Consider the following 20,020-nt stretch of genomic DNA (forward strand, 5'->3'; position numbering starts at 1 on the left):
TTGCGGCGGATAGACACAGGTGGCTGCCAACGGCTCGTGCAGCAGACCCAACTGACCAAGGGCCAGCGGAGGAAGAAACGCCCGATTCGCCATGAGTGATCGAAAGCTCGGCCGGTCAAGGTCATAGCCAATAGGAATCGTCCATGTCGGAATCTGGATTCAAGTCTGACTTGATAATTCGCAGGTTCCGGGTCTGTTCTTCCCGCTTATCCACTTGGGATCGGGCGCGATTCAACGCTTCGCATTGAGCACCTGACAAGTAGAAGCGAAACGACTCCACTGTGTCCCAAGCTTCGTCGCAGTCCTTGAAATTGAGTGGCTCCGTCGAAGAAACCACGAGATAGCATTCAACAGCATCCGTAGCGATCTGCTTTTCGATGCGCGGATGCAGCTGCGGCAGAATATTGATCGCACCATCCGAGCTGTAGACGATTACGATCGCTGGGGGCCGCTCACTATCGAGGTATCGGATGGCATTATTGAAGCGACTGCCACGAGATGGATCTCCTCGGCCATGGGCGGTGCCATCGAGAATAACACCGATTGCATGACATAGGCCCTGTGGGTCAACAAGGATTGCGCCATCCATGTCCGTCAATTGTGTCAACAACTCGATCGTAAGCCGCGTCGGCTCAATAGACCACGACTGCGGCGATAGACGCTCGGCTTCCCCAGCAGCATCGCCCGAGATTACAAGCATCGCCCCATGCCTATGATTACCGGTGGCACGTGCGGCTTCGCGAAGAGCGTCATGGTCGACATCAAGGAAGAAGCGACTCGCGAGGTCTTCCAAGTATTCTTCATCAAGTACAGGCGTCGGCAAGCGCGGAATTCCGTCCTGCACAATCAGTAGTGCTTCGCCCGCATGCGAAAATTCCCAGACGCCTCGTGCTGTGAAGCTGACAGAGAACACCGTTTCGCTATCAACGTCATAGTCTGGCTTCACTACCCCAAGCCCATAGACTCTTTCGCCATCCGACAGTAGGTCCGATTGAGATCCGCTGGCCTCCAGAAGCTTTCGTACGGCCAGCACGTTACGCATCTTCACTGGGTGCTTCAGCCTAAGGAACACTTCAATAGCCGGATCGTCCTGCTGCGCGATGACCAATCGTCCCGCTCCTGGCCGCCCCTCATACGGCAGAGCAGAGAGACCGCTCATGAGCAAATGGTTCTCGCCACCAAACCAGAAACCAGCGCAATACAACATGGAGCGAACCATCGCTTCAGTCGCGCTGCGTATGAGCTCATCCACGCTGTCCGGAAAATAACCCGAACCAGCACCGGGAACATATAAGGTTCGAGTAGAACGGATAAGGATCTCCCGAATTACAGAATGCACCAGCGACTGATACACCTGGAAGCGATCGCGTTCCTCGGTCCTAATCTGAGGAACGCTGCTGAGAGCTGCCTTATCGACGCTTATGGCCGTGTGTACTTCGTAGTCGCCCACTCGGACTGATCCACTCGCAAAGAACCTTCTTCCTTGCTCTCGTGGCATCGCTTCAAAGGCCTCTTCGAGTGCTCTTGCGCGCATCCTGTCGCGCAGTTCTTGATGACGCAGTTCATGCACATGAGCAACGCTGTGGATCATATCTCGGTCAGGGTGGTTGTTATAAAGCTCAACCGCTCGCTGCCTTACTTGACCTAGGCCATCGGGCGAGTAAGGGCCATCTTCAGGTTCAATGCATACATCAAATTCATGTTCGCCAGCGGCTTTAAAACCAACGAGCACCACATCAGGATTCCCAGCGAATCCGATTGCTTCAAGGGCCATCTCGGCTCGAACCTTTACCGAGATTCTGAAGTGGGGTTGATAGGCCCACATAAACTGCCTGATGGCGCGCCCTTCTCTCATTGCCTATTCGCTCCTCAACAAATCATGGCCACCTCTTATAGCCGAGGCCCCCCGCAACTTCGCAATGAGAGGTCTCACGCAGCCCCTCCAAAGAGTTCTCCCGCCTCGGCGAAGTCATCGGCTAGCATCTTCTTGTTTCGCACTTCAAAGTCCAACTCGCCCTTGCTGTCGCGATCAGTCCAGTAGTGGCCTTTTAGGCGTCTCGCTGGGTTGCCTGACACGTCAAGAACGGTTGAACCATGGTGGATTCGACTGCGATGCTCGACACGCATATCAGGCTTGTTGAGATACAAATAGGTCAGCAGAAAAGAACCATCAACCTCCGACACCTTAGCCAAAGCAGATGTCGACTTCGACTCATTCGTCAACAACTTTACGGAAACTAGGGAGGCCGTCTGTTGCACCACTAGGTAGACGGTCTTAGGAGGTGGGTTGTTGCTTGTAACTGGATCAACCCAGAAGGACGTGAGCGTGCCTTTCCAGGTCCCGCGGAGATTACGCGGGATTCCTACTCCTGGGATTCGCTGAATCCAAGCAAGTCGCCATAGCCAGAAATCCCATACGTTGAACATGATCGTGCATACAAAGACGGTAGTCGAGAACAGCTTGAGCGTGCCCCAGTCGGGCCTTCCGTCATGCATCCAAGCAGTAATCGTGAAAACACCGACGACCACACCGACGATGGCGCGAATGACAATCGTCATTTTCACGAAGCATATCCCAGATAGTTCCAAGCAGCTTTCGCGAAATCACGCCCGTCTTGACGGTTCCAGTCCTGAGCACTGTGAAAGAGGTACTTGAGTCCGCTCACTTCTCGCCAACGCTCGGATTCGACAGTGGGCTCATCGCCGTCAAGATTTTGCCAGATGTGCAGGATGATCTCTTCGACGGTCTTCGTCCAACTCGACTCGAGGAAGACACTGTCTGGACAGTTGTACACAAGACATTCAACAAAGAAAGATGGAACCTCACGGTGGTCGCCTGACGCTACCATTACATTCTCGACGCGCTTCATGATTCGGACTGCCCGTTTGTAGTACTGTTTGGTGCGCGTGTTCTTCGCCCGACCATTCTCTAGTTGTTGCTTTGGATAGTTCACTAGAGAGTTGCCGTTCTTCTTGAAGACTTTTGCGCCCTCCCGGTAACTAGTGGCCGAGAAGTAGTACCGGTAGTCGAAGCAAGGCACGACATCGGCGTCCACCCTCGCGCTGCCGGAGTGGATGCGGAGTGCCGTCGATCCCGAGGAGTCGACTTGACCGGGAAACTTCGCTCTCAGCGCTGCCTCAAGCTCCAAGCGTAGTTTCGCCGGGGTCCAGATCCCTGTGTAGGACCCGCTCGGCGGTCGCGCGCCCTTAGTTCCCTCGTCCCAGTACACGGCCTCACCGCACTGCACGGAGATATCAACGTCGCTATCAGCCTTGACGTTGGTGTTGTTTGCGTAGGAGCCTTTGGCGTAAACGCTGAGGTCGCAGCCATCGAACGCAGCGTGCGCCTTAATGGCCTCGCGAATCATCCGCTCAGTGCGGTCTTGTTTATCTTGCTCCGTCGTGCTAGACGGTCCAGTCCAGCCGCTCAGCTTTTCTTCTAGCGTCACGCATTCTCTCCGTTAGATACTAAAATTGTAGGACTTATCGCCTTTTCCGCCAAGAGTCAATATCACACATCGCGCGGCATGGGATCGAGGATTGCGAATGCCCGACTAATAATACGCCATTGCGTCTGTTCGAGACGAGGTTTGGAAGCGGAGCTCCTGCATCCCAACCGACTCCGAGGTCAATGGGCTCTGACCCCGGGGCTCGCCTCTCGCCGCTGCGAGCTTTCGTTCCGCTTATTGAAGCGCTTCCAAGTTTCCTGGTCGGTGTAGTCCGAGGCGTTGAGCATATCGCGCGCCGCCTCGACGGCTCGTTTCAGATCATCCGTCATCTGAGCATTGTGGCAGCCGCGCGGCTGGACCGTCGTCCACCTCTGTTCCGCCTCGTAATCGGCGGATCCGTGTTTGAGCACGCGTCAATCTGGGCGATGTGGGGCAGGTGAGTCATCCCCGTCAGTCGGGCGCACGTCCCCAGGTGATGGCTTTACGTACGGCGGGGTCGAGGGTCTCGGCGAGGGTGATATCTGGGCGGGCGCCGAGGGCGCCGTTGATGCTGGAGAAGGCCGTGCGCAGTCCTGAGTAGATGGTCAGAGCCACGATCTGTGGCTCGCTGAACCCTGTGTCACGCAGACGCTGGATGTCTTGAGGCGTACTGCTGCCGGGGGAGCGGGCGACGGTGCGTGCCCAGGCGGCCAGGGCTTGTTCGCGGTCGCTGAACTGTTGGTCGTCGCCGGTAAGTGCGGCGATCGCGGTCGGCGGGCCGGCCCAGTCGGATAGGCGCTTGCCCCACGCGATCGCACAATAGGAGTCACCGATTGTCGCCGCTTGCGCGAGCACGATCACAGCCTTGTCGCGCGGGGTCAGTCCCGCGGCATCGGCCGCGGCGTCGAACAACTTCGCGAGTTGTTCCTCCGCCTCCGGCTGGTGTGCCCATACCCGGGTGAGGTCCCAGACATAGCCGTGATCAGCGATGTCGGCGGCGTACAGTCTTCCCTGCCCGGCGCTCGACGCAGGTTCCTCCAAGAAAGTCACGCGCTTAGCACATCGGCGGCTTGTTTACCTTGTGCTGCATTGGTGCTGAGCGTCCCCTTTGTTGGGGATGGAAGCCTGTATGTCAGGCGCGGGTGCTGTTGGGCTGGGCGATGGCTTGCGCAAGGGTTAGGCAGCGGTGCGCAGCAGCCTCCCTGGTGAGGGCAACCGATGTGAGCGCTTCCGCCCACCGTTCGTACTGGGAGACCTCGGTGGGGTCCGCAATCTCCAGGCTGCCGGCCTGGGTCTCGATGGTGACCACCCGGTCGCGCTGCACCCACCCGTGACCGAGGAGTACTGGGTACTGATCGAGCGGGATGATCCCAACGGTCGCCCGAGCATTGGTAGCCAACCCGGCCAGGTGCTCCAACTGTGCGCGCATAACTGTCGGCCCGCCGACGAGGGGGTGGAGCGCAGCCTCGGCGACGAGGACGGTGACCTCGCGTCCGGGCTCGTAGAGGATCGCCGAACGACGCATTCGGGTCGCGATCATTCTGGCCACGTCGTCCTCGCTCGCGCCGTGCTCGACGGGGCCACCGATCAGCTTGAGCAGTGCGGTGGCGTAGTCGGCGGTCTGGCACAGCCCGGGCACGCTGGTGGGGTGGTAGGTGAAGATCGTTGACGCGGCGTTCTCGGCTGCCGCGGCGGCCCGCTGCAACGCGGCCGCGCCGTCCTCATCTTGGAATGCGTCTCTGAAGACCGAGTACTCCCACGATGCGCGCTCCTGGATGGCGAGCAGCCGGTCAGCGTCGGCACCGACTGCTTTAGCCCAGGCTCGGACCTCGCCGGTGGTGGGCACCTGGCGGCCGGCTTCGATCTTGGAGATCTTCGGCTGCGACCACGGCTTGCCGGGCTGGTTCAGCTGCTCAGCGAGTGCAATGCCGGTCAGTCCCGCCTCGCGTCGCGCTGTCCGAAGCGCCTCCCCGAGCGCCTCTCGTGCTCGTCGGGTCGGGCCGCCCACGCCGCATCGTCTCCTCGATCATCGTTCGGTCGTCGTCGCGCCGTCAGCTCAGGCGTCGCGACCAAGATAGTCGTTCAAAGGCACGGCGGCTGCGAGCGCAGTGTCTCGCCATCGCCGGTATGTCTCGATCGACGCGGAGTCCAGGATCTGCGCGGCTCCATGGAAAGCACCGTCCTCGTCATAGTCCATCGCCCATGCGGTGCCGCTGGGCAGCCCGTCATCGATGAGCCAGAAGTCGGTATCCCGCGGCAGTCCTTCAGGCCACTGACCGCGAGGCACCGGGATCAGGCGGATGTCCTCGCCCGCGGCGTGGTTGCCTACGTATGCTGCGATCTCGTAGCGCAGGTAGTCGGTGACCGGTTCCTCGATGATGTGCACGCGTCGTAATGAGTGGCCCGCGCTCGCGTGCCGAGCGATCAGCGCGCGCCAGTCCTCCTTGCGACGTGGGTCGAGCTGCCCGGTGCGAAGGAATTCCTCGTACTCATCGCGTTCGGATTCGATGCTGTAGACCTGCAGTGTCTCGAGGCGGAACCACGACTCGTTCAAAGTCTGGAACGAATCGGCCCACGACGGTTTGGGCGCCGTCTTGTCTGCCCCCACGCCGGTCAGCCCTGGCCTTCGATGATTCGCGCTGCGCGGAGGATGACATCGGCAGGGATGGAGACGGCGTCCTCGTGATCGGGGAGTGTTCCGCCGAGCTCGGCCCGGGTGGCGGCGTCGAGCTTGTTGCCTTGGACGACCAGGACTCCTGGGTTGTCGGTCGTGTGCACCGACGGGCAGTTGGTGTCGTCGCAATGCTCGACTACCGCGATACGTGTGAGGGCCATGCCGAGTGCCTCCGTGTTCACGCTGATTCAGCCTGTTCTGAGTCAGCCTGCTGGCAGCAATCATGCTCTTGCAGGCGATGATCGCGCAAGCATGTTTCTTACATTTCGATTGATAATATGATTCACTGATGTCGCCCGGGGCGGCGGCTGGTCCAGCCAATCGGTCGCCCCGGGACCCATCACTCCAATCACTCGGGACGGAGCAACATGAGTTCCGCAGCCAGCGCCAACCCGCGCCCTCGACCGGGCCGCCCGCGCCTCACACCTCCTCTGCTCGCGGGCACTCCGCGGGAGCAGGTCCTCGACGCGGCAGCTCGGCTGTTCACCAGCAAGGGCTACGCCGCCACCTCGACCCGAGAGATCGCCGAAGCTGTCGGGATCCGACAGGCGAGCCTCTACTACCACTTCGCCGGCAAGGGCGAGATTGTCACCGAGCTGCTCGGCCGGACGATTCGGCCCACGATGGGGAGCGTCGCTCGGATCGAGTCGCTGACCGAGGATCCGGACACCGTCCTGTACCTGGTGGCTCTCGCTGATGTACGCACCCTAGCGAGCGTGCCCTACAACATCGGCTGGCTCTACCTGGCGCCCGATGTAGCCCAGGTTGAAGGGTTCGAGGAGTTCACCGCTGCCCGCGAGGAGCTAGCGGCCACGTACGCACGTCTAGCCGAGCGGACCACCTCGGTCGAAGCGTTGGCTCCCGTCGCGCCAATCAGGTTGGGTGAGAAGCTGGTCCACACGGTGGAAGAAGTGATTGGGCTCCGGAATGCGGGTCACCGGATAGAGACCGCCGATGCCGTCTGGATCGCTTCGTCGTGCCTGCGTCTGTGCGGCGTCGACAATGCTCGCATTGAGCTGGCTGTGAAGGCCGCCGAGAGGCTTCTGGCTCAGGTCGATGGCGGAGGCGGATAAGCGCTGACCACAGTCATTCACATGAGCGGATGGACGTGATACTCCCGCTGCGGTGAGCCGAACGCGAGCCCGTTCTCATCCAGGTTGTTCTGGATGACCAAGTAATCGTCGCCGAAGCCGATGCCCACGGCGACCATGCCGTTCGCCATGTCATGTCCTCGGTACTCCAGCAGGTCCACGGCAGTAACCATTCGTGATTGCAGTCGCGCGAGTTCGGGAACGGCATCGTCGCGCCAAGTGAGGTCGAAGTATGGGTCTGAGACCACGCGGAACGGATCGATGGTATTCCAGGTGATCGACAGGTCATCGAACTTTTGATGCTGTATCTCGAGTCGCTCGCCGGCAAAGTCGAGCACAACGGGGGCGTCGACGAACCACTCCTCGCCCTTCCGATCCCACAAGAGCCAAGCTCGAGTCAGAGATCGACCGCGAATGCGTCCGAGGCGGCTCCCGTTCGTAAAGTTGATGGCCCTGAGGCCGGATTGCCACGATGGCTGGTAATTGGCGATGCCGAAGTAGTCCGCTTGGCCCGGATCCGACTGGCTCAAACTGAGACTCCGATGCGTATCGCCAACTCGGTCGACAACGGGTAGGGCTTCTCGGTGGGACACGGCTGCTCGCCCGCGCGGATAGCGGACAGTTCGGCTGTGATGTCGCCGATGCCGACGATCCAGTCGTCGACGTACGCCGGGACGACCTCGGGGCCGAGGCCGATCTGCAGCGAACGGTGGGGGAGCGGTGCCCCTGACGGAGTGCGCTCGGGGTCCCATTGGATGCGAACCGGGCTGCGGCGCAGCGCTTCGCGCCAGGCGTCGCGGTCTGTGTGATGGTCGCGGTCGAAGTGGGAGGGGCACGCCTGGCTCAAGGCCGACTCAAATCCGGCGCGCGTGATGCGTATGGCGAGGACGCGTTCCTGGCCCGGCTTGGTCGCCCAGCCGCATCGGTACATCATCCACAGGAACGACGGCTTGATCCAGGTCATCCTGGTGACGCTGAACGGTGGTAGGAAGGTGCCGGCGGCGACGGCTGGGTCAGCGATCTCGGGCGAGTAGGCTTGGTAGACGGTGATGCTCTCGGCGTCGTACGTGGCTCTGATCTGGTGTATCGGGATACTCATACTGTCCTGAGTCTTGCGGTACGCGGCATCGACGCACAACAGGTTATGGGCTATCGAAGTGGGCTCCGTCGGGCCGGCGAGGTCAACCGTCCGTGTCAGTTGCCGGGCACGGCAATCGGCATACCGAGTGCCCAGTCGGGAGTGGCGGTGGTGAACATTTCGGGCGTGACCCAGGCTTCGAAGAGAGGTACGCCGTCCCATGCGCCGCCGCGGGCGATCGCGATGACCGCGTGTGGTCGGTCGAAGGAGACCTGGACGTGGTGGATCTTGCGCTCGACGTACTCGGGCATCGCGGAGCCGGCCATCCATGCCATCGCTGTCACCGCTGCCGCCTTGAAGCCGTTCTGGTCGTACGCGGCGGTCGCGTTCTGGGCGCAGCTGAACTCGATGCCGCCGTCCTGCTCGGGCAGACGAGCGGCGATGCCGGCGGCTACCGCCGCGACACCTGGTGCCGAGTCCAGCTCGTGGGAGGCGTCGGCGTTCCAGGCCGGGAGCCGGGTGGTGAAGACGACCGAGTTCGGCTCGGGGGCGTCGTACGCAACATAATCGCGCCGCTCGCGCTTGACCGTCCATGCGTGTCCGTCGGTGAGGTGCTCCGGGTGAGTCATATGACTCACGTCGCCTGCGTCGTACTGCTCGACGACCTCGGATACCGCTACCCAGACGTCCTCGGCAGGCACCTCTGGGGCTGCGATGACCGAGAAGACATCGACGTCGTCGCGGCTGCCAGGACGGGCCACGGCGACCGGTCCGACTGAGGTCTCGACGATGGCCTGGAGGCCCTTTCGAAGTACCAGGCGACCGTCCTTGATCGTGAGCGGCTCCGTCCACTCCGGCGTGGTGACCAGAGCAGTGGCGAGCAGCAACATGGTGTCGGCGCCGATCGTGACGGGCATCGACTGGATGAGCCCGCGGGTGTTCTCTGCCGCCCAGGCGTTCAGCGTGTCCTGGTCCGGCAACGGCTCGACAGCGACCGGCAGTGCCGTCGTCGGCTCGACCCAGTCGGCCAGCCACGCCCCGAGCGCCGCGGCGACGGTCGGGTGCGCCTCGGCGATGAGCTTCTCGGCGGTCTCGCGAGCCTCCTCAGGCGGCAGCCCGAGTGCTTCGGTGATGGCCCTGCCTTCGGCAGCGGGAGCGACCAGGGCAAGCAGGAGCCAGAGCCCGGTGTACGAGATCACCGGCGCGTCCGCGGTCCCGAGCTGCGTCCGGGCGCGGTCGGCGTACTGCCAGAGTTCTTTCACGTCGGGGAGGATAGCCGGGTTACATGGGTGGGTGGCGCAGTCGAGCAAGCGGGTGGCTCAGGGCAGAATCGAAGCCGGCGAGGGCCATGCGTACTGGAAGGACGCGTTTTCCTGGCATGGCGTGGTCGCCCAGCTGCAGCGACACATCGTCCACAGGAACCACGCACTGATGCGATCACTAGGCTTGCGGCGTGAAGGCGAGAGTAGAAGAGGGCCGGTTCGTCGAGCGGGAGACCGAGCACGGTACGGACCGACGGATGTTCGGGGAGTTCGTCGGGTCGAGCGGTGAGCTGGCTTCGTACGCCTTCGGGTGGACATCGGAAGCGGATGAGGGGCGGATCTCGATCGGTGTCGGGGCCGGGAGCGAAGGCGGCGGCACTTTTCATGCGGCTGTCCTCGAGCGTGACGGTCGCATCGGGTATGCGCTGATCGATGAGCCGTTCGAAGACGTGCCACAAGGAGGGCCGCATCTGACCGCCGCCGCAGCCCGTGCACACCGGGACATCGGATTCATGTGGACGGTGGTTGATGCCGTCATGGAGCTCGACAGGCGCGCGGTGTGGCTGCGCCACTGGCTGCGTCGAACGAAGATCATCACGACGGCATCGGTCCTGACGGGCGAGGAGCCCGCCCTCTTCGTCTCGCGCGATGCCGACGACGGCTTGTGGCAGCTGATCGGGGCGTCGAAAGCCACGATGGACAGCAGCCGGGTGGGACACCTCACCGATCTCGTGGACACGGACCCGACGCTCGTGGCTGTCCTGGACCTCGAGCCGGGCGAGAGCGCGATGCGCGAGCAGGCCGGTGGTCCGTGGGCTCGGTACGACGTCGAATCGCGCCCTTTGAACAGGCCGGGTGTGTTCCTGAAGGGATCGCGCTGATCCCGTATCAGCCGGACCTAGGAATGGCAGCATAGGCATCCCGTCACCAGGAGGCCCGATGCCCACCACCGCCACATTCGTCTCGCCGACCGACGGCACTGCGCTCGCGATCCGGACGTGGGGGGAGGAACTGTCCGCGCCGCGGGGCGTTGTCCAGATCGCCCACGGCATCGCCGAGCACGGGCAGCGGTACGACCGGCTCGCTCAGGCTCTCGTCGAGGCTGGGTACGTAGTGCGGGCGGTCGACCACCGCGGTCACGGCGGGTCCGTCGCGTCGGCCGACCAGCTCGGTCACTTCGACTTCGAGGCACTGGTGGCCGACGTCGCGGCCATGGGTGCCTCGCTGCGCGAGGAGTTCTCCGGGATCCCGGTGTTCCTGGTTGCGCACTCGATGGGATCCTTTGCGGCGCAGACGGTGATCGTGGACCGCTCCGACCTGTACGACGGCGTGGTGCTGTCCGGCTCGACCGCCCTCGACGTACTCGCTGGTGCGCTCTCGAGCGCCGAGGGTCCGGTCGGGCTGGAGGCGTTCAACGCCGGGTTCGAGCACCGGACCGGGTACGAGTGGCTCTCGCGCGACGAGGCCGAGGTCGACGCGTACGTCGCGGACCCGTTGTCCGGGTTCGATCTGCCCGACACCGCGGTGCCTCAGCTGTTCGCCGGCGCCGAGCGCCTGGCCGACCCCGCGGCCCTCGGCGCGATCCGCGCCGATCTGCCGATTCTCGTCGTCTCCGGCGACGCCGACCCGCTTGCGGGAGGTGGCGCCCTGGTCGAGCTGCTTGGGCAGCGTTACCGCGAGGCCGGGTTGAAGGATGTGACAGTGAGACTCTACACCGAGGCGCGCCACGAGATCTTCAACGAGACCAACCGCGATGCGATCACCGCTGACGTGATCGACTGGCTTACGGCTCACTCCTGACTGCCGCACGGTAGGGACAGATTGCTTCGCGAAAGCGAAACCATCTGTCCCGTCACAGCTCACCTCAGACGTACGGCCGCATGGCGTCGACGATGCGGGACCAGTTCTCGGCGCCATGGCCGCGGGAGCGGGCCGAGGCGTAGTGGGCCTGGGCGGCTCGGGGGAGGGCGGCGTCGGTGCCGGCGGTCTCGCTGGCCTCGACGAGGTGGTCAGGTTAGAGACCGCCAACGCGCCACCGTCTGCCGCCCAATGACGGCCTTCCTCGTCGCTCGTGCATAGCGGGCGTGTACGAGGCGCGCCACTTTGACGGTGGAGAGGAGACGCTCTCCAGAACAGCTACTGCGACGTCTTGGGGGCTCCTGTCGATGAACGGAAATGTATCGCGCTCGATCGACTCATAGAACTCTAAGAAGCCGGAGGCAAGGTTGCCGGTCTGCTGAAATGCGGCTGCATGTTGCCCGAGCACGCCGTGCGACGTCTAGCCAAATTCACATACCAATCCGTACGCCGTCGGAGAGTGGCGTCCATCGGGTCAGAAGGGGTATGCGGCGAAGCCTTGTTGTCCCTCCCACGATGTCCTCTTCTTCGACTGTCGGTTCATGCTGGTGGTATCCGGCGCGGCGCCTCTCCGACCGCCGGCCTTGCGGGGAGTGGTTCCGACTGCAACGTCAAAGCTTGATCATGACTAGAACCGTCAATCCCGGGCGCGCTCGCATGCGCGTCATCGACCCTCCGGAGTGACATGAATCCACGCTCCTCGGTCGATTCCGACTCCGCCCAACCGATCGGCCAGCTTCGCTCCTTGTCAGGGTTTGGAATTATGCGAACCTCAGTAAGGCTGTCTGTCGACTCGTCACCGACGGACTCTCCCGATGAGGACTCGTCGGGTCGAATGGAAACGCCTCGGAAGTCAGCCGCGCCGTAAAATTCGCAGCCTGTGAAATCAGGCGCCCCAAGAATGGTTGCCTTAGCGAAAATTGCCCCGGCGGCGAAGGAAACATCGTCTACGAATCGACAGGCCACAAAATCTGGCCCACGCCGGAATTCGCTGCCTTCGAAGGACGACTGATCGAAGAAGGTCGTTCGCTGGAAGGAGGACTCCCCGCTGCACTTGAGCCCTCCTAGATACGCGGTTCCCTTGAATACGGCGTCCGCGAACGAGACGTCGCCTTCGAACTGAACGTCCTCAAAAACTGCGGGTCCGTCAAAGGTTGTGCCTCGAAAGTAAACTCCTCCTACACCGGTTGGACCTCTTGTTCCCCAGGGAATTCCGACGAAATCGCATCGAACGATAAAGCAGTTGTGGAGGGTTGCATTGCTGAAATCAGCGAGTCGAAGTCGGCAATTCTCGAGTGAGAAACTCCGGAGGTCTGCTCCTCTTAGGTCCAGATCTGCAGATTCCCAGAACGATGTCGGCTGCTCGCTTATCCACGTCGGCCAGATTAGGTGTTCAGTGATTATTTGCTGTGCAGTTCTGCGCACCTCGCGTTCTTGTGGTTGGTCCTCGTTGTTCATTCGCAAGTACGCACAAAGAACGTCCAGGATGGTCTGACGGTGTTGCTTGTGTGTCTGAGCGACCCTTTCGAGGGCGTAGAGACCGGCCAAGCGGACAGCCGCGCTGTCATGTCCCAGTTGGTCTGCGGCTTTCGTATATAGGTCAGTGACTCGTCGCTCGGTCGAGTCGAAAACCAAGTGCCTCTGTGCATGCTCGCTAAGCCACTGCCTCCGTAGACCGAGAAGAACTGCCGCGGCACCGGCGGCGCCGGCGCCTACGGTGAGGGCTGTCTTCAGAGCCTCCAGTCGCATCGCTGCTCGGTCGCCTGCGTTTGGGGCAGTCTCCGCGACGGCTGTGAGAAGACTAGCCGTCGCCCAAGCCGAACCCGCAATACCAATGAGCGCTATCGGAACCCACCACCAAGCGATGATAGGCATGGGCGCGTCCGGGTCCAATGGACGCCGCGGTAGCACACAGATAACGCCGAGCAAGGTCAGTGCTGCAGCGATCGCCAGACCGAGTGCATTCCACGGCATATACGGTCCCAGTGACCCGCTAGATCGCTGAAAACTATACCATGTCGTAGCTGCTCCAGCGGCGAAAAGGAGTCCGCCGATCACTTGGCGAAAAGGCATGATCTATTCAATTCCCACGTAGATGCACTGTTCTGACCGCTTCGCGGGATACCTGCCCCTCCCGCCATCTTGCTACAACACGGACGGTACTCCCAGAGTTGCCGAAACTTGGAGTCGGGATAAGCAGCCAACTCATCTCGGAGTGAGGCGGAAGATTGAAAGGCTCGGTCGGCGGTTCTGGAAATGCGAACCGGGTGTCTCCAACCGGCTCTACCCGGAATGTAAGGTCTTCGGCGGCGATTGATCCAGCGTTTGCCACGACTAGATCGTTCGAGACCGCTCGATAAAGCATCTTGCCGTGCTTGTCGAAACCTCTCGGCTCACGCTCGTGCACGTGAGAGAACCTGAGTTCCGCGCCAGTCGCCAGGTTTGGTTGTTGTGCGGGAAGTTCGGACCATCGAAAATCCTCGATGTCCGCTTCGACTGCCCTTACCACCTGAGTCGCTAGATCGGTGAGGTCGGCATACCTTCCCATTACACCCCGGCCCTCCATCTCCGCTTGGAAAGCACGAAGTGCCTGAATCTGATTCGGGTCAACGTCGCGTGGTAGTAGTTCTTCGGAGAAATACACGTGAACAGGCTTGCCTGCATCGACTGCCCGATTTATCTCTTCTGCGGTGCCTGAGACATCAACGCCGGTTTCCGTTCCAAGACGACTGTCAAAGAAGGCTAAGACAATGTCGGCGCGGTCAACGGCCTGACCATTTAGCAGGGCTTGTGGTCTGTCGCCGACTTTGGCGACTGCGTGTCGCTCCCACATCCAGGGAAGCACTGCGACCCTGTCTCGGCGTCCGCGAGTGACCGTCCAATCGACCAGAGCATCGCGCACGACTGCTCGCTCCTCCACGGCGTCGCTTGGTGACGCGATTAGCGCAAGAATGCCATTCATGAGCTCCGGCATGGTGCCTCCACTTTGTCGGCGATCTCTTGAAATTGACCACGCGGTGGTCGTATGGAGGATACCGGTATCCGAACGTGGTACGGGGCCATGCGCCGAGTCTTGCACCAATCGCCTCCTGGATCACATGTCCGCTCATGGTGATCGCTTGTCAGTCCGCGAGTGCGTTCCGATTGGCGCCGGACCAGGCAATACGGTTGCGGAATCACGCTCGGACGCAGCCTTGAACCCTGTGTCGCGCAGGCCTTGAACGTCTTGCGGCGTGCTGCGGCGTGCTGCGGCGTGCTGCGGCGGGTGAGGTCCAGACGTAGCCAAGTTCAGCGACGTTCGCGGCGCACAGCCTCTCCTGCTCGGCGCTGGGTGCAGGTTTCTCCAAGATGTCACGCGCTGAGCACATCGGCGGTTTGCTTACCATGTGGTGCATTGGTGCTGCACGTCCCCGTGTTGGGGATGGAAGCTGTGACTGAGGCGCGGGTGCTCTTGGGCTGGAGGATGGCTTGCGCGAGTGCTAGGCAGGTCGGAAGAGTTCGAGCGCGATGCTCGAATTCCGCTAGCACGTGCTCGGAGGCGTACGTGACGATGACTGTTCCCGGTTCACCTGACTGAAGGGGCGTGAGATGAGTCGGACCTCGTTCGTGAGCAAGCTTCGAGACCAGGTCATCCGGCCGCTGATTCACAGCGCGCTGGTGGAGCAGGAGATCCCCCACGTCACAGTCGCGGTCGTGGTCGGTACCGAGTTCAACAACTCTCTCCGAGAGCATTGGGAACAGCCTTGGAGGTATCCCGAGGACGGGCACGAGTACGTCTGGGCGTACGTCACGTATCTGCCCACGAGCGAGCGTTCTGGCTGGCGGTTGGGGCGCTCGGAGGACCTTCACGATCCAGCCGCGCTGGTGAATGCGCTCTGGCAACTTGGCTCGGACTTTGAGGACTGGGTCTGTGAGACGACGTTCGCGTGGGGCGAGGAGCGCCATGCCCGGGTTCCGAAGATTCGAGATCTGCCTGAATGGTTGATCACCGGCGCCTGAGGATCCAGGCGCCGGCGATCACCTCAGACGTACGGCCGGATGGCGTCGATGATGCGGGACCAGTTCTCGGCGCCGTACCCACGCGAGCGGGCCCAGGTGTAGTGGGCCTGGACGGCGCGGGGGAGGTCGGTGTCGATGCCGGCGGCCTCGCTGGCGGCGACGAGGTGGTCGGCGGTGGCGCCCATCATCGTGACGGTGCTGAGGTGGCCGGGGTGGTGGCCGGCGTCGAGCTGGGTGCCGAGGTCTTCGCCGGCGGCGAGCATCGGGGGGATGCCGGCGAGGGTCTGCATCAGCTCGGGCAGAGCAGCAGAGGGCTTGATGCCGCCGGTCTCGAGCAGCGCGACGGCGTGGAGGAGCGAGGAGAGGGAGGTCAGGAAGATGTCCAGGTTGGCCTGGTACATCAACTGGGCGAGCCCGGGGTCCTCGCCGAGGTAGCGGACCGACCCGATGCGGGCGAGCGCGTCCTCGTGCCGGGACAACACGGAAGCGGGACCGCTGATGTAGACGTACGCATCGGGGGTGCCGACCATCGGGGCCGGGACCATCACGCCGCCGGTCAGGAAGTGCGCGCCGTGCGAGGCCGCCCATTCCGCACCCCGGCGCGTCCCGTCCGGCGACTCGGAGCTGAGGTTGACGATCGTGCGACCCTCGAGCTCGAAGGTCGCGGAGCCGAGCACGTCGTACATGGCCTGGTAGTCGGTCAGGCTGAGGATGACCAGGTCGCTGGCCGCGACGGCCTTCGCGGGGGAATCGGCCAGCTGGGCGCCGGCGGCCACCACCTCCGAGGCGCGCGAGGCGGTGCGGTTCCATACGGTCACCGGATGTCCGGCGGCGAGCAGGCTGTGGACCATCGCCTGACCCATGGGGCCGAGGCCGATGACGGTGACGGCGGTGAGAGGTTGATTCATGAAGGCAATCCTCGGCCTTTACGTACGATGGCGGGAGTACCCACTATTTACTGGGGTACTTACCCAAAGGTGAGTGAGGAAACCCGATGGCGAAGCCCCGAAGCGGCCCCTACATCTGCGGCATCGACGCCGCGCTCGACGTGGTCAGCGGCAAGTGGAAGGGGCTGATCCTGTGGGAGCTCGACAACTACGGCGTACGCCGCTTCGCCGAGCTCCGCCGTGGCCTGCCCGGGGTCAGCGAGAAGATGCTGACCCAGCACCTGCGCGAGATGGAGCACGACGGGCTGGTGCACCGGGAGGTGTATGCCGAGGTGCCGCCGCGGGTGGAGTACTCGCTGACCGATCACGGCCGCAGTCTCAACGCCGCGCTCGGGCCGCTCGGTCGCTGGGGCATGGACCGGATCGCCCGCGAGCGGACCGAGCTGGTCGAGCACCGCGACGCGGGACTGCTGCCCCGCCCCTAGCAACAGGCCGTCAGGCCGACCGGACCTCCGACCCGGCCGCCCGCGTCGGCAGGCCCGCGGAGGCCAGCAGGGCCAGCTTGTCCGCGTCGGCCGAGCCGGCGTCGGGGTGGTAGACGACGAGCATCAGGTCGTCGGTGCCGTTGATCGTCAGCCGCTCCCGGTTGAGGGTGATCTCGCCGACCTGAGGGTGGTTCATCCTGATCGGGCCGCCGGTCTGGGCGCGTACGTCATGGCGTGCCCAGAGCTGCCGAAAACGTGGGCTGGCCAGGGAGAGCTCGCCGATGAGCTCGATGAACCGGGGGTCGTCGATGTCGGTGCCGACCGCCTGGCGCAGGTTGCCGACGAAGCACTCGGTCATCGACTCCCACTCCGGGTGGAAGGCCTGCTGGCCCGGGTCGAGGAACTGGTCGCGCAGCTGGTTTCCACCCGGCGCGAGCCGTGGCGAGAGCGCACGCGCAAGAGCGTTGGCGGCCAGGATGTCGAAGTAGCGCCCCTCGATGAACGCGGGCTGCACCATCGCGTCGAGCAGCTTGAGCGCCCCGGGCGGGACCGTCTCCTTGCGGCGCCGCCGACGGCGGCGAGGCCCCTCGGTGACGAGCGACATCATGTGGGCGGTGTGGTCGTCGTCGAGCTGGAGCACGCGGGCGATCGACTCGAGCACCTGCGCCGACGGGTTGCGGTCGCGGCCGCGCTCCAGGCGCAGGTAGTAGTCCGCGCTGATCCCGGCCAGCATCGCGACCTCCTCGCGGCGCAGCCCCGGGACGCGACGTACGCCGACCGCCGGGATGCCTGCCGCCTCCGGGGTCACCAGCGCCCGCCTGGCCTGGAGGAATGCGCCCAACGGGTTCGTCGCCTCGCTCATACCCTCCAGCCTAGGTCGGCGCTGAGCAGACAGCGGGGGTCCTGTCAGGCCCCGGTCTGACCAGGGCTCTGGGTGGTTGCGCCCAGCCCACCTAGCGTCGAAGACGGCCCGATCGGGCCGTCCGACGAAAGGGAAGACAACGCAATGACCGTCGCACTCATCACCGGCGCCAACAAGGGCATCGGCTTCGAGACCGCCCGCCAGCTCACCGAGGCCGGCTACGACGTCTACCTCGGCGCACGCGACGCCGAACGAGGGGAGAAGGCGGCCGCCGAGCTCGGTGCGCGCTTCGTACAGCTCGACGTCACCGACGACGCCTCCGTCACCGCCGCGCTGGCGACCATCGAGGCCGCCGAGGGTCGCCTCGACGTACTCGTGAACAACGCCGGCGTCCTCGTCGCCGACCCCCTCGACGGTCCCACCGCGTTGCGGGTCTTCGACATCAACGCGGTCGGGATCGTCCGGGTCACCGAGGCCGCCCTGCCGCTGCTGCGCCGCTCGGAGAACCCGCGCGTGGTCAACGTGTCCAGCAGCCTCGGCTCGTTCTGGGCCAACACCACCCCCGGCCGGGTCGAGCAGGGGATGTTCCTGCCGCTCTACGCCGCGTCCAAGGCCGCCGCCACCATGCTGACCGTCCAGTACGCCAAGGCGTACGACACCATCAAGTTCAACGCCGTCGAGCCCGGTCCCACGGCCACCGACATGACCGCCGGCTTCGGCATCGAGGACATCGCCAGGCCGCCCGCGGAGAGCGCCCGCACCGTCGTACGCCTCGCCACCCTCGACCTCGACGGCCCCACCGGGACACTCCAGGACAAGGACGGCCGGCTCGCGTGGTAGTGGTCACATGCGTCGGTTATCGGCCGTTCGCGATTTGGGCGGGAGAGCAGAGCCTTGTGAACCTGAGGTAATGAGTGAACTGAAAAGTGAGGCCATCGCCGGCGATCCCGGCGATCGGTCTTTCCTCGTCCAGCCGCGCGTACTGGCCAACCTGTTCGGCGTGGAGCTGTGGGAGCGGTTCAGCTTCTACGGCATGCAGGGCATCCTGGCGATCTACCTCTACTACTCCGCTGCCGAAGGCGGCCTCGGGATCAGCGAGACGGTGGCGCTCGGCATCGTCGGCGCCTACGGCGGCGCGGTCTACCTCTCGACCATCATCGCGGCCTGGATCGCCGACCGTCTGCTCGGCGCGGAGCGTACGCTCTTCGCCTCTGCCTGGCTGGTGGTCTTCGGCCACCTCGGCCTCGCCCTGATCCCCGGCATCCCCGGAGTCGGGGTCGGGCTGGTGCTGATCGCGCTCGGCTCGGGCGGGGTGAAGGCGAACGCCTCCTCCCTCGTCGGCACCCTGTACGCCGCGGATGACGAGCGCCGCGACGCCGGGTTCTCCCTCTTCTACCTGGGCATCAACCTCGGCGCCCTGGTCGGTCCGCTGTTGACCGGCCTGCTGCAGAAGCAGTGGGGCTTCCACGTCGGCTTCGGGCTGGCCGCGATCGGCATGATCTTCGGTCTGATCCAGTACGCCCTGGGCCGCAAGGCGCTCCCGGAGACGAGCCGCGTCGTCCCCAACCCGCTGCCCGCCTCCGAGCGTGGCCGCTGGATCGCCATCGCCGTCGCCGCTGTGGCGGCGATCGTGGTGCTCTGCGTGACCGGCGTGATCACCGCACCGCGACTGGCCAACATCGTGATCGGCATCAGCGCGGTCGCCGCGGTGGCCCTCTTCGCCGTCATCCTCTCCAGCCGCCTGATCTCCTCCGTCGAGCGGAGCCGGGTGTGGGCGATGGTGCCGCTCTTCATCGCCTCGGCGGTCTTCTGGTCCCTCTACCAGCAGCAGTTCACCGTCATGGTGGTCTACTCCGACCAGCGCCTGGACCGAGACATCTTCGGCTGGGAGATGCCGGTCTCGTGGGTCAACTCGATCAACCCGGTCTTCATCATCCTGCTCTCCGGCGTCTTCGCGGCCCTGTGGACCAAGCTCGGCTCCCGTCAGCCGTCCACGCCGGTGAAGTTCGCGATCGGCACGATCCTGATGGGCGTCGCCTTCTGGGTCTTCCTGCTGATGCCGAGCGGTGAGCACACGGTGCCGCTGATCGGCCTCGCGTTCATCCTGCTGCTCTTCACCCTCGCCGAGCTGCTGCTCTCCCCGGTCGGTCTCTCGCTGGCCACCAAGCTCGCCCCCGAGCGGTTCCGCACCCAGATGATGGCGCTCTTCTTCCTCTCCGTCGCCCTCGGCACCGCGATGTCCGGTCGCCTGGCCGAGTTCTACGACGTCAGCGACGACAGCGGTTTCTTCTGGTGGGTCGGCCTCGCCTCGGTCATCGTCGGTGTCCTGCTGCTCATCGGCAACCGGCCCATCCGCCGGCTGATGGCCGGGGTGCACTGACCTCCACGACGTACGCG

At 63.6% G+C, this 20,020-nt stretch carries 22 protein-coding genes and 1 pseudogene; 7 read left to right on the forward strand and 16 right to left on the reverse strand.

Annotation, left to right across the window (positions count from 1 at the left end):
* Nucleotides 1-121: 121 nt before the first annotated feature.
* From ACZ6WN_RS27940 to ACZ6WN_RS27975, 8 genes are all read right to left on the reverse strand, one after another.
* Nucleotides 122-1,855, reverse strand: a complete 1,734-nt coding sequence (locus ACZ6WN_RS27940; RefSeq protein WP_465869430.1) for a DNA integrity scanning protein DisA nucleotide-binding domain protein — start codon at nucleotides 1,853-1,855, stop codon at nucleotides 122-124.
* A gap of 74 nt (nucleotides 1,856-1,929) precedes the next feature.
* On the reverse strand, nucleotides 1,930-2,559 hold the full coding sequence (locus ACZ6WN_RS27945; RefSeq protein WP_465869432.1) for a Cap15 family cyclic dinucleotide receptor domain-containing protein: 630 nt from the start codon (nucleotides 2,557-2,559) through the stop codon (nucleotides 1,930-1,932).
* 2 nt (nucleotides 2,560-2,561) lie between these two features.
* A complete protein-coding gene (locus tag ACZ6WN_RS27950; protein WP_465869434.1) occupies nucleotides 2,562-3,449 on the reverse strand; it encodes a nucleotidyltransferase domain-containing protein in 888 nt (295 codons plus the stop codon).
* Between the two features lie 179 nt (nucleotides 3,450-3,628).
* Complete coding sequence (locus ACZ6WN_RS27955; protein WP_465869435.1) at nucleotides 3,629-3,778, reverse strand: hypothetical protein; 150 nt, start codon at nucleotides 3,776-3,778, stop codon at nucleotides 3,629-3,631.
* A gap of 121 nt (nucleotides 3,779-3,899) precedes the next feature.
* Nucleotides 3,900-4,478: a carboxymuconolactone decarboxylase family protein gene (locus ACZ6WN_RS27960; protein WP_465869436.1), complete on the reverse strand. Its 579-nt coding sequence runs from the start codon at nucleotides 4,476-4,478 to the stop codon at nucleotides 3,900-3,902.
* Nucleotides 4,479-4,560: 82 nt separating this feature from the next.
* Nucleotides 4,561-5,436, reverse strand: a complete 876-nt coding sequence (locus tag ACZ6WN_RS27965; protein WP_465869437.1) for a helix-turn-helix domain-containing protein — start codon at nucleotides 5,434-5,436, stop codon at nucleotides 4,561-4,563.
* A 48-nt stretch (nucleotides 5,437-5,484) separates the two neighbouring features.
* On the reverse strand, nucleotides 5,485-6,036 hold the full coding sequence (locus ACZ6WN_RS27970) for a DUF6879 family protein (protein WP_465869438.1): 552 nt from the start codon (nucleotides 6,034-6,036) through the stop codon (nucleotides 5,485-5,487).
* 5 nt (nucleotides 6,037-6,041) lie between these two features.
* Nucleotides 6,042-6,263, reverse strand: coding sequence for a hypothetical protein (locus ACZ6WN_RS27975; RefSeq protein WP_465869440.1), 222 nt, complete (start codon nucleotides 6,261-6,263; stop codon nucleotides 6,042-6,044).
* Nucleotides 6,264-6,470: 207 nt separating this feature from the next.
* Here ACZ6WN_RS27975 and ACZ6WN_RS27980 point away from each other — a divergent pair, with 207 nt between their 5' ends.
* Entirely contained in the window at nucleotides 6,471-7,175 is a 705-nt protein-coding gene (locus tag ACZ6WN_RS27980) for a TetR/AcrR family transcriptional regulator (protein ID WP_465869441.1), read from the forward strand.
* A 17-nt stretch (nucleotides 7,176-7,192) separates the two neighbouring features.
* Here ACZ6WN_RS27980 and ACZ6WN_RS27985 read toward each other — a convergent pair whose 3' ends face one another.
* Genes ACZ6WN_RS27985 through ACZ6WN_RS27995 form a run of 3 tightly spaced genes read right to left on the reverse strand, consistent with a single transcriptional unit; the run spans nucleotide 7,193 to nucleotide 9,533 of the window.
* The gene (locus tag ACZ6WN_RS27985; protein ID WP_465869443.1) at nucleotides 7,193-7,723 is read right to left on the reverse strand and encodes a hypothetical protein; all 531 of its coding nucleotides are present in this window, start codon (nucleotides 7,721-7,723) and stop codon (nucleotides 7,193-7,195) included.
* Complete coding sequence (locus ACZ6WN_RS27990; RefSeq protein ID WP_465869444.1) at nucleotides 7,720-8,493, reverse strand: DUF4291 domain-containing protein; 774 nt, start codon at nucleotides 8,491-8,493, stop codon at nucleotides 7,720-7,722. Before ACZ6WN_RS27990 ends, ACZ6WN_RS27985 begins: the two co-directional genes overlap by 4 nt.
* Entirely contained in the window at nucleotides 8,388-9,533 is a 1,146-nt protein-coding gene (locus ACZ6WN_RS27995) for a hypothetical protein (protein WP_465869446.1), read from the reverse strand. The genes ACZ6WN_RS27990 and ACZ6WN_RS27995 overlap by 106 nt, the downstream gene beginning before the upstream one ends.
* Before the next feature lie 191 nt (nucleotides 9,534-9,724).
* Between ACZ6WN_RS27995 and ACZ6WN_RS28000 the strand changes: the two genes are divergently transcribed.
* Complete coding sequence (locus tag ACZ6WN_RS28000) at nucleotides 9,725-10,414, forward strand: hypothetical protein (RefSeq protein ID WP_465869447.1); 690 nt, start codon at nucleotides 9,725-9,727, stop codon at nucleotides 10,412-10,414.
* Nucleotides 10,415-10,472: 58 nt separating this feature from the next.
* The gene (locus ACZ6WN_RS28005; RefSeq protein ID WP_465869449.1) at nucleotides 10,473-11,333 is read left to right on the forward strand and encodes an alpha/beta fold hydrolase; all 861 of its coding nucleotides are present in this window, start codon (nucleotides 10,473-10,475) and stop codon (nucleotides 11,331-11,333) included.
* Between the two features lie 64 nt (nucleotides 11,334-11,397).
* On the opposite strand, the pseudogene ACZ6WN_RS28010 reads toward ACZ6WN_RS28005, so the two are convergent.
* From ACZ6WN_RS28010 to ACZ6WN_RS28020, 3 genes and pseudogenes are all read right to left on the reverse strand, one after another.
* Nucleotides 11,398-11,532, reverse strand: a pseudogene (locus ACZ6WN_RS28010) (imine reductase family protein); the annotation flags it as partial.
* A 398-nt stretch (nucleotides 11,533-11,930) separates the two neighbouring features.
* On the reverse strand, nucleotides 11,931-13,265 hold the full coding sequence (locus ACZ6WN_RS28015) for a pentapeptide repeat-containing protein (RefSeq protein WP_465869450.1): 1,335 nt from the start codon (nucleotides 13,263-13,265) through the stop codon (nucleotides 11,931-11,933).
* A 205-nt stretch (nucleotides 13,266-13,470) separates the two neighbouring features.
* Entirely contained in the window at nucleotides 13,471-14,364 is an 894-nt protein-coding gene (locus tag ACZ6WN_RS28020; RefSeq protein WP_465869451.1) for a DUF4062 domain-containing protein, read from the reverse strand.
* A gap of 614 nt (nucleotides 14,365-14,978) precedes the next feature.
* On the opposite strand from ACZ6WN_RS28020, the gene ACZ6WN_RS28025 reads away from it, so the two are divergent.
* Nucleotides 14,979-15,389 (forward strand): hypothetical protein, encoded by a 411-nt coding sequence (locus tag ACZ6WN_RS28025; protein ID WP_465869452.1) that lies wholly within the window; start codon nucleotides 14,979-14,981, stop codon nucleotides 15,387-15,389.
* A 23-nt stretch (nucleotides 15,390-15,412) separates the two neighbouring features.
* Here the strand turns inward: ACZ6WN_RS28025 and ACZ6WN_RS28030 are convergent, their stop codons facing one another.
* Nucleotides 15,413-16,297, reverse strand: coding sequence for an NAD(P)-dependent oxidoreductase (locus tag ACZ6WN_RS28030; protein WP_465869453.1), 885 nt, complete (start codon nucleotides 16,295-16,297; stop codon nucleotides 15,413-15,415).
* An 86-nt stretch (nucleotides 16,298-16,383) separates the two neighbouring features.
* Here ACZ6WN_RS28030 and ACZ6WN_RS28035 point away from each other — a divergent pair, with 86 nt between their 5' ends.
* Nucleotides 16,384-16,761 (forward strand): winged helix-turn-helix transcriptional regulator, encoded by a 378-nt coding sequence (locus tag ACZ6WN_RS28035; RefSeq protein ID WP_465869454.1) that lies wholly within the window; start codon nucleotides 16,384-16,386, stop codon nucleotides 16,759-16,761.
* Nucleotides 16,762-16,771: 10 nt separating this feature from the next.
* Here ACZ6WN_RS28035 and ACZ6WN_RS28040 read toward each other — a convergent pair whose 3' ends face one another.
* Entirely contained in the window at nucleotides 16,772-17,623 is an 852-nt protein-coding gene (locus ACZ6WN_RS28040) for a helix-turn-helix transcriptional regulator (protein WP_465869455.1), read from the reverse strand.
* A gap of 144 nt (nucleotides 17,624-17,767) precedes the next feature.
* On the opposite strand from ACZ6WN_RS28040, the gene ACZ6WN_RS28045 reads away from it, so the two are divergent.
* Nucleotides 17,768-18,463: an SDR family NAD(P)-dependent oxidoreductase gene (locus ACZ6WN_RS28045; protein ID WP_465869457.1), complete on the forward strand. Its 696-nt coding sequence runs from the start codon at nucleotides 17,768-17,770 to the stop codon at nucleotides 18,461-18,463.
* Between the two features lie 70 nt (nucleotides 18,464-18,533).
* Complete coding sequence (locus ACZ6WN_RS28050; protein ID WP_465869459.1) at nucleotides 18,534-20,003, forward strand: peptide MFS transporter; 1,470 nt, start codon at nucleotides 18,534-18,536, stop codon at nucleotides 20,001-20,003.
* Nucleotides 20,004-20,020 lie beyond the last annotated feature (17 nt).

The sequence above is a fragment of the Nocardioides sp. NPDC054178 genome (assembly GCF_055585005.1).

Excerpts from the sequence above, each read along its gene's own strand:
- ACZ6WN_RS27940 (WP_465869430.1), bottom strand. The coding sequence starts at position 1,855 with ATGAGAGAAGGGCGCGCCATCAGGCAGTTTATGTGGGCCTATCAACCC.
- ACZ6WN_RS27945 (WP_465869432.1), bottom strand. The coding sequence starts at position 2,559 with ATGACGATTGTCATTCGCGCCATCGTCGGTGTGGTCGTCGGTGTTTTC.
- ACZ6WN_RS27955 (WP_465869435.1), bottom strand. The coding sequence starts at position 3,778 with ATGACGGATGATCTGAAACGAGCCGTCGAGGCGGCGCGCGATATGCTC.
- ACZ6WN_RS27975 (WP_465869440.1), bottom strand. The coding sequence starts at position 6,263 with ATGGCCCTCACACGTATCGCGGTAGTCGAGCATTGCGACGACACCAAC.
- ACZ6WN_RS27980 (WP_465869441.1), top strand. The coding sequence starts at position 6,471 with ATGAGTTCCGCAGCCAGCGCCAACCCGCGCCCTCGACCGGGCCGCCCG.
- ACZ6WN_RS27990 (WP_465869444.1), bottom strand. The coding sequence starts at position 8,493 with ATGGGACGGCGTACCTCTCTTCGAAGCCTGGGTCACGCCCGAAATGTT.
- ACZ6WN_RS28005 (WP_465869449.1), top strand. The coding sequence starts at position 10,473 with ATGCCCACCACCGCCACATTCGTCTCGCCGACCGACGGCACTGCGCTC.
- ACZ6WN_RS28015 (WP_465869450.1), bottom strand. The coding sequence starts at position 13,265 with ATGCCTATCATCGCTTGGTGGTGGGTTCCGATAGCGCTCATTGGTATT.
- ACZ6WN_RS28020 (WP_465869451.1), bottom strand. The coding sequence starts at position 14,364 with ATGCCGGAGCTCATGAATGGCATTCTTGCGCTAATCGCGTCACCAAGC.
- ACZ6WN_RS28025 (WP_465869452.1), top strand. The coding sequence starts at position 14,979 with ATGAGTCGGACCTCGTTCGTGAGCAAGCTTCGAGACCAGGTCATCCGG.
- ACZ6WN_RS28030 (WP_465869453.1), bottom strand. The coding sequence starts at position 16,297 with ATGAATCAACCTCTCACCGCCGTCACCGTCATCGGCCTCGGCCCCATG.
- ACZ6WN_RS28035 (WP_465869454.1), top strand. The coding sequence starts at position 16,384 with ATGGCGAAGCCCCGAAGCGGCCCCTACATCTGCGGCATCGACGCCGCG.
- ACZ6WN_RS28040 (WP_465869455.1), bottom strand. The coding sequence starts at position 17,623 with ATGAGCGAGGCGACGAACCCGTTGGGCGCATTCCTCCAGGCCAGGCGG.
- ACZ6WN_RS28045 (WP_465869457.1), top strand. The coding sequence starts at position 17,768 with ATGACCGTCGCACTCATCACCGGCGCCAACAAGGGCATCGGCTTCGAG.
- ACZ6WN_RS28050 (WP_465869459.1), top strand. The coding sequence starts at position 18,534 with ATGAGTGAACTGAAAAGTGAGGCCATCGCCGGCGATCCCGGCGATCGG.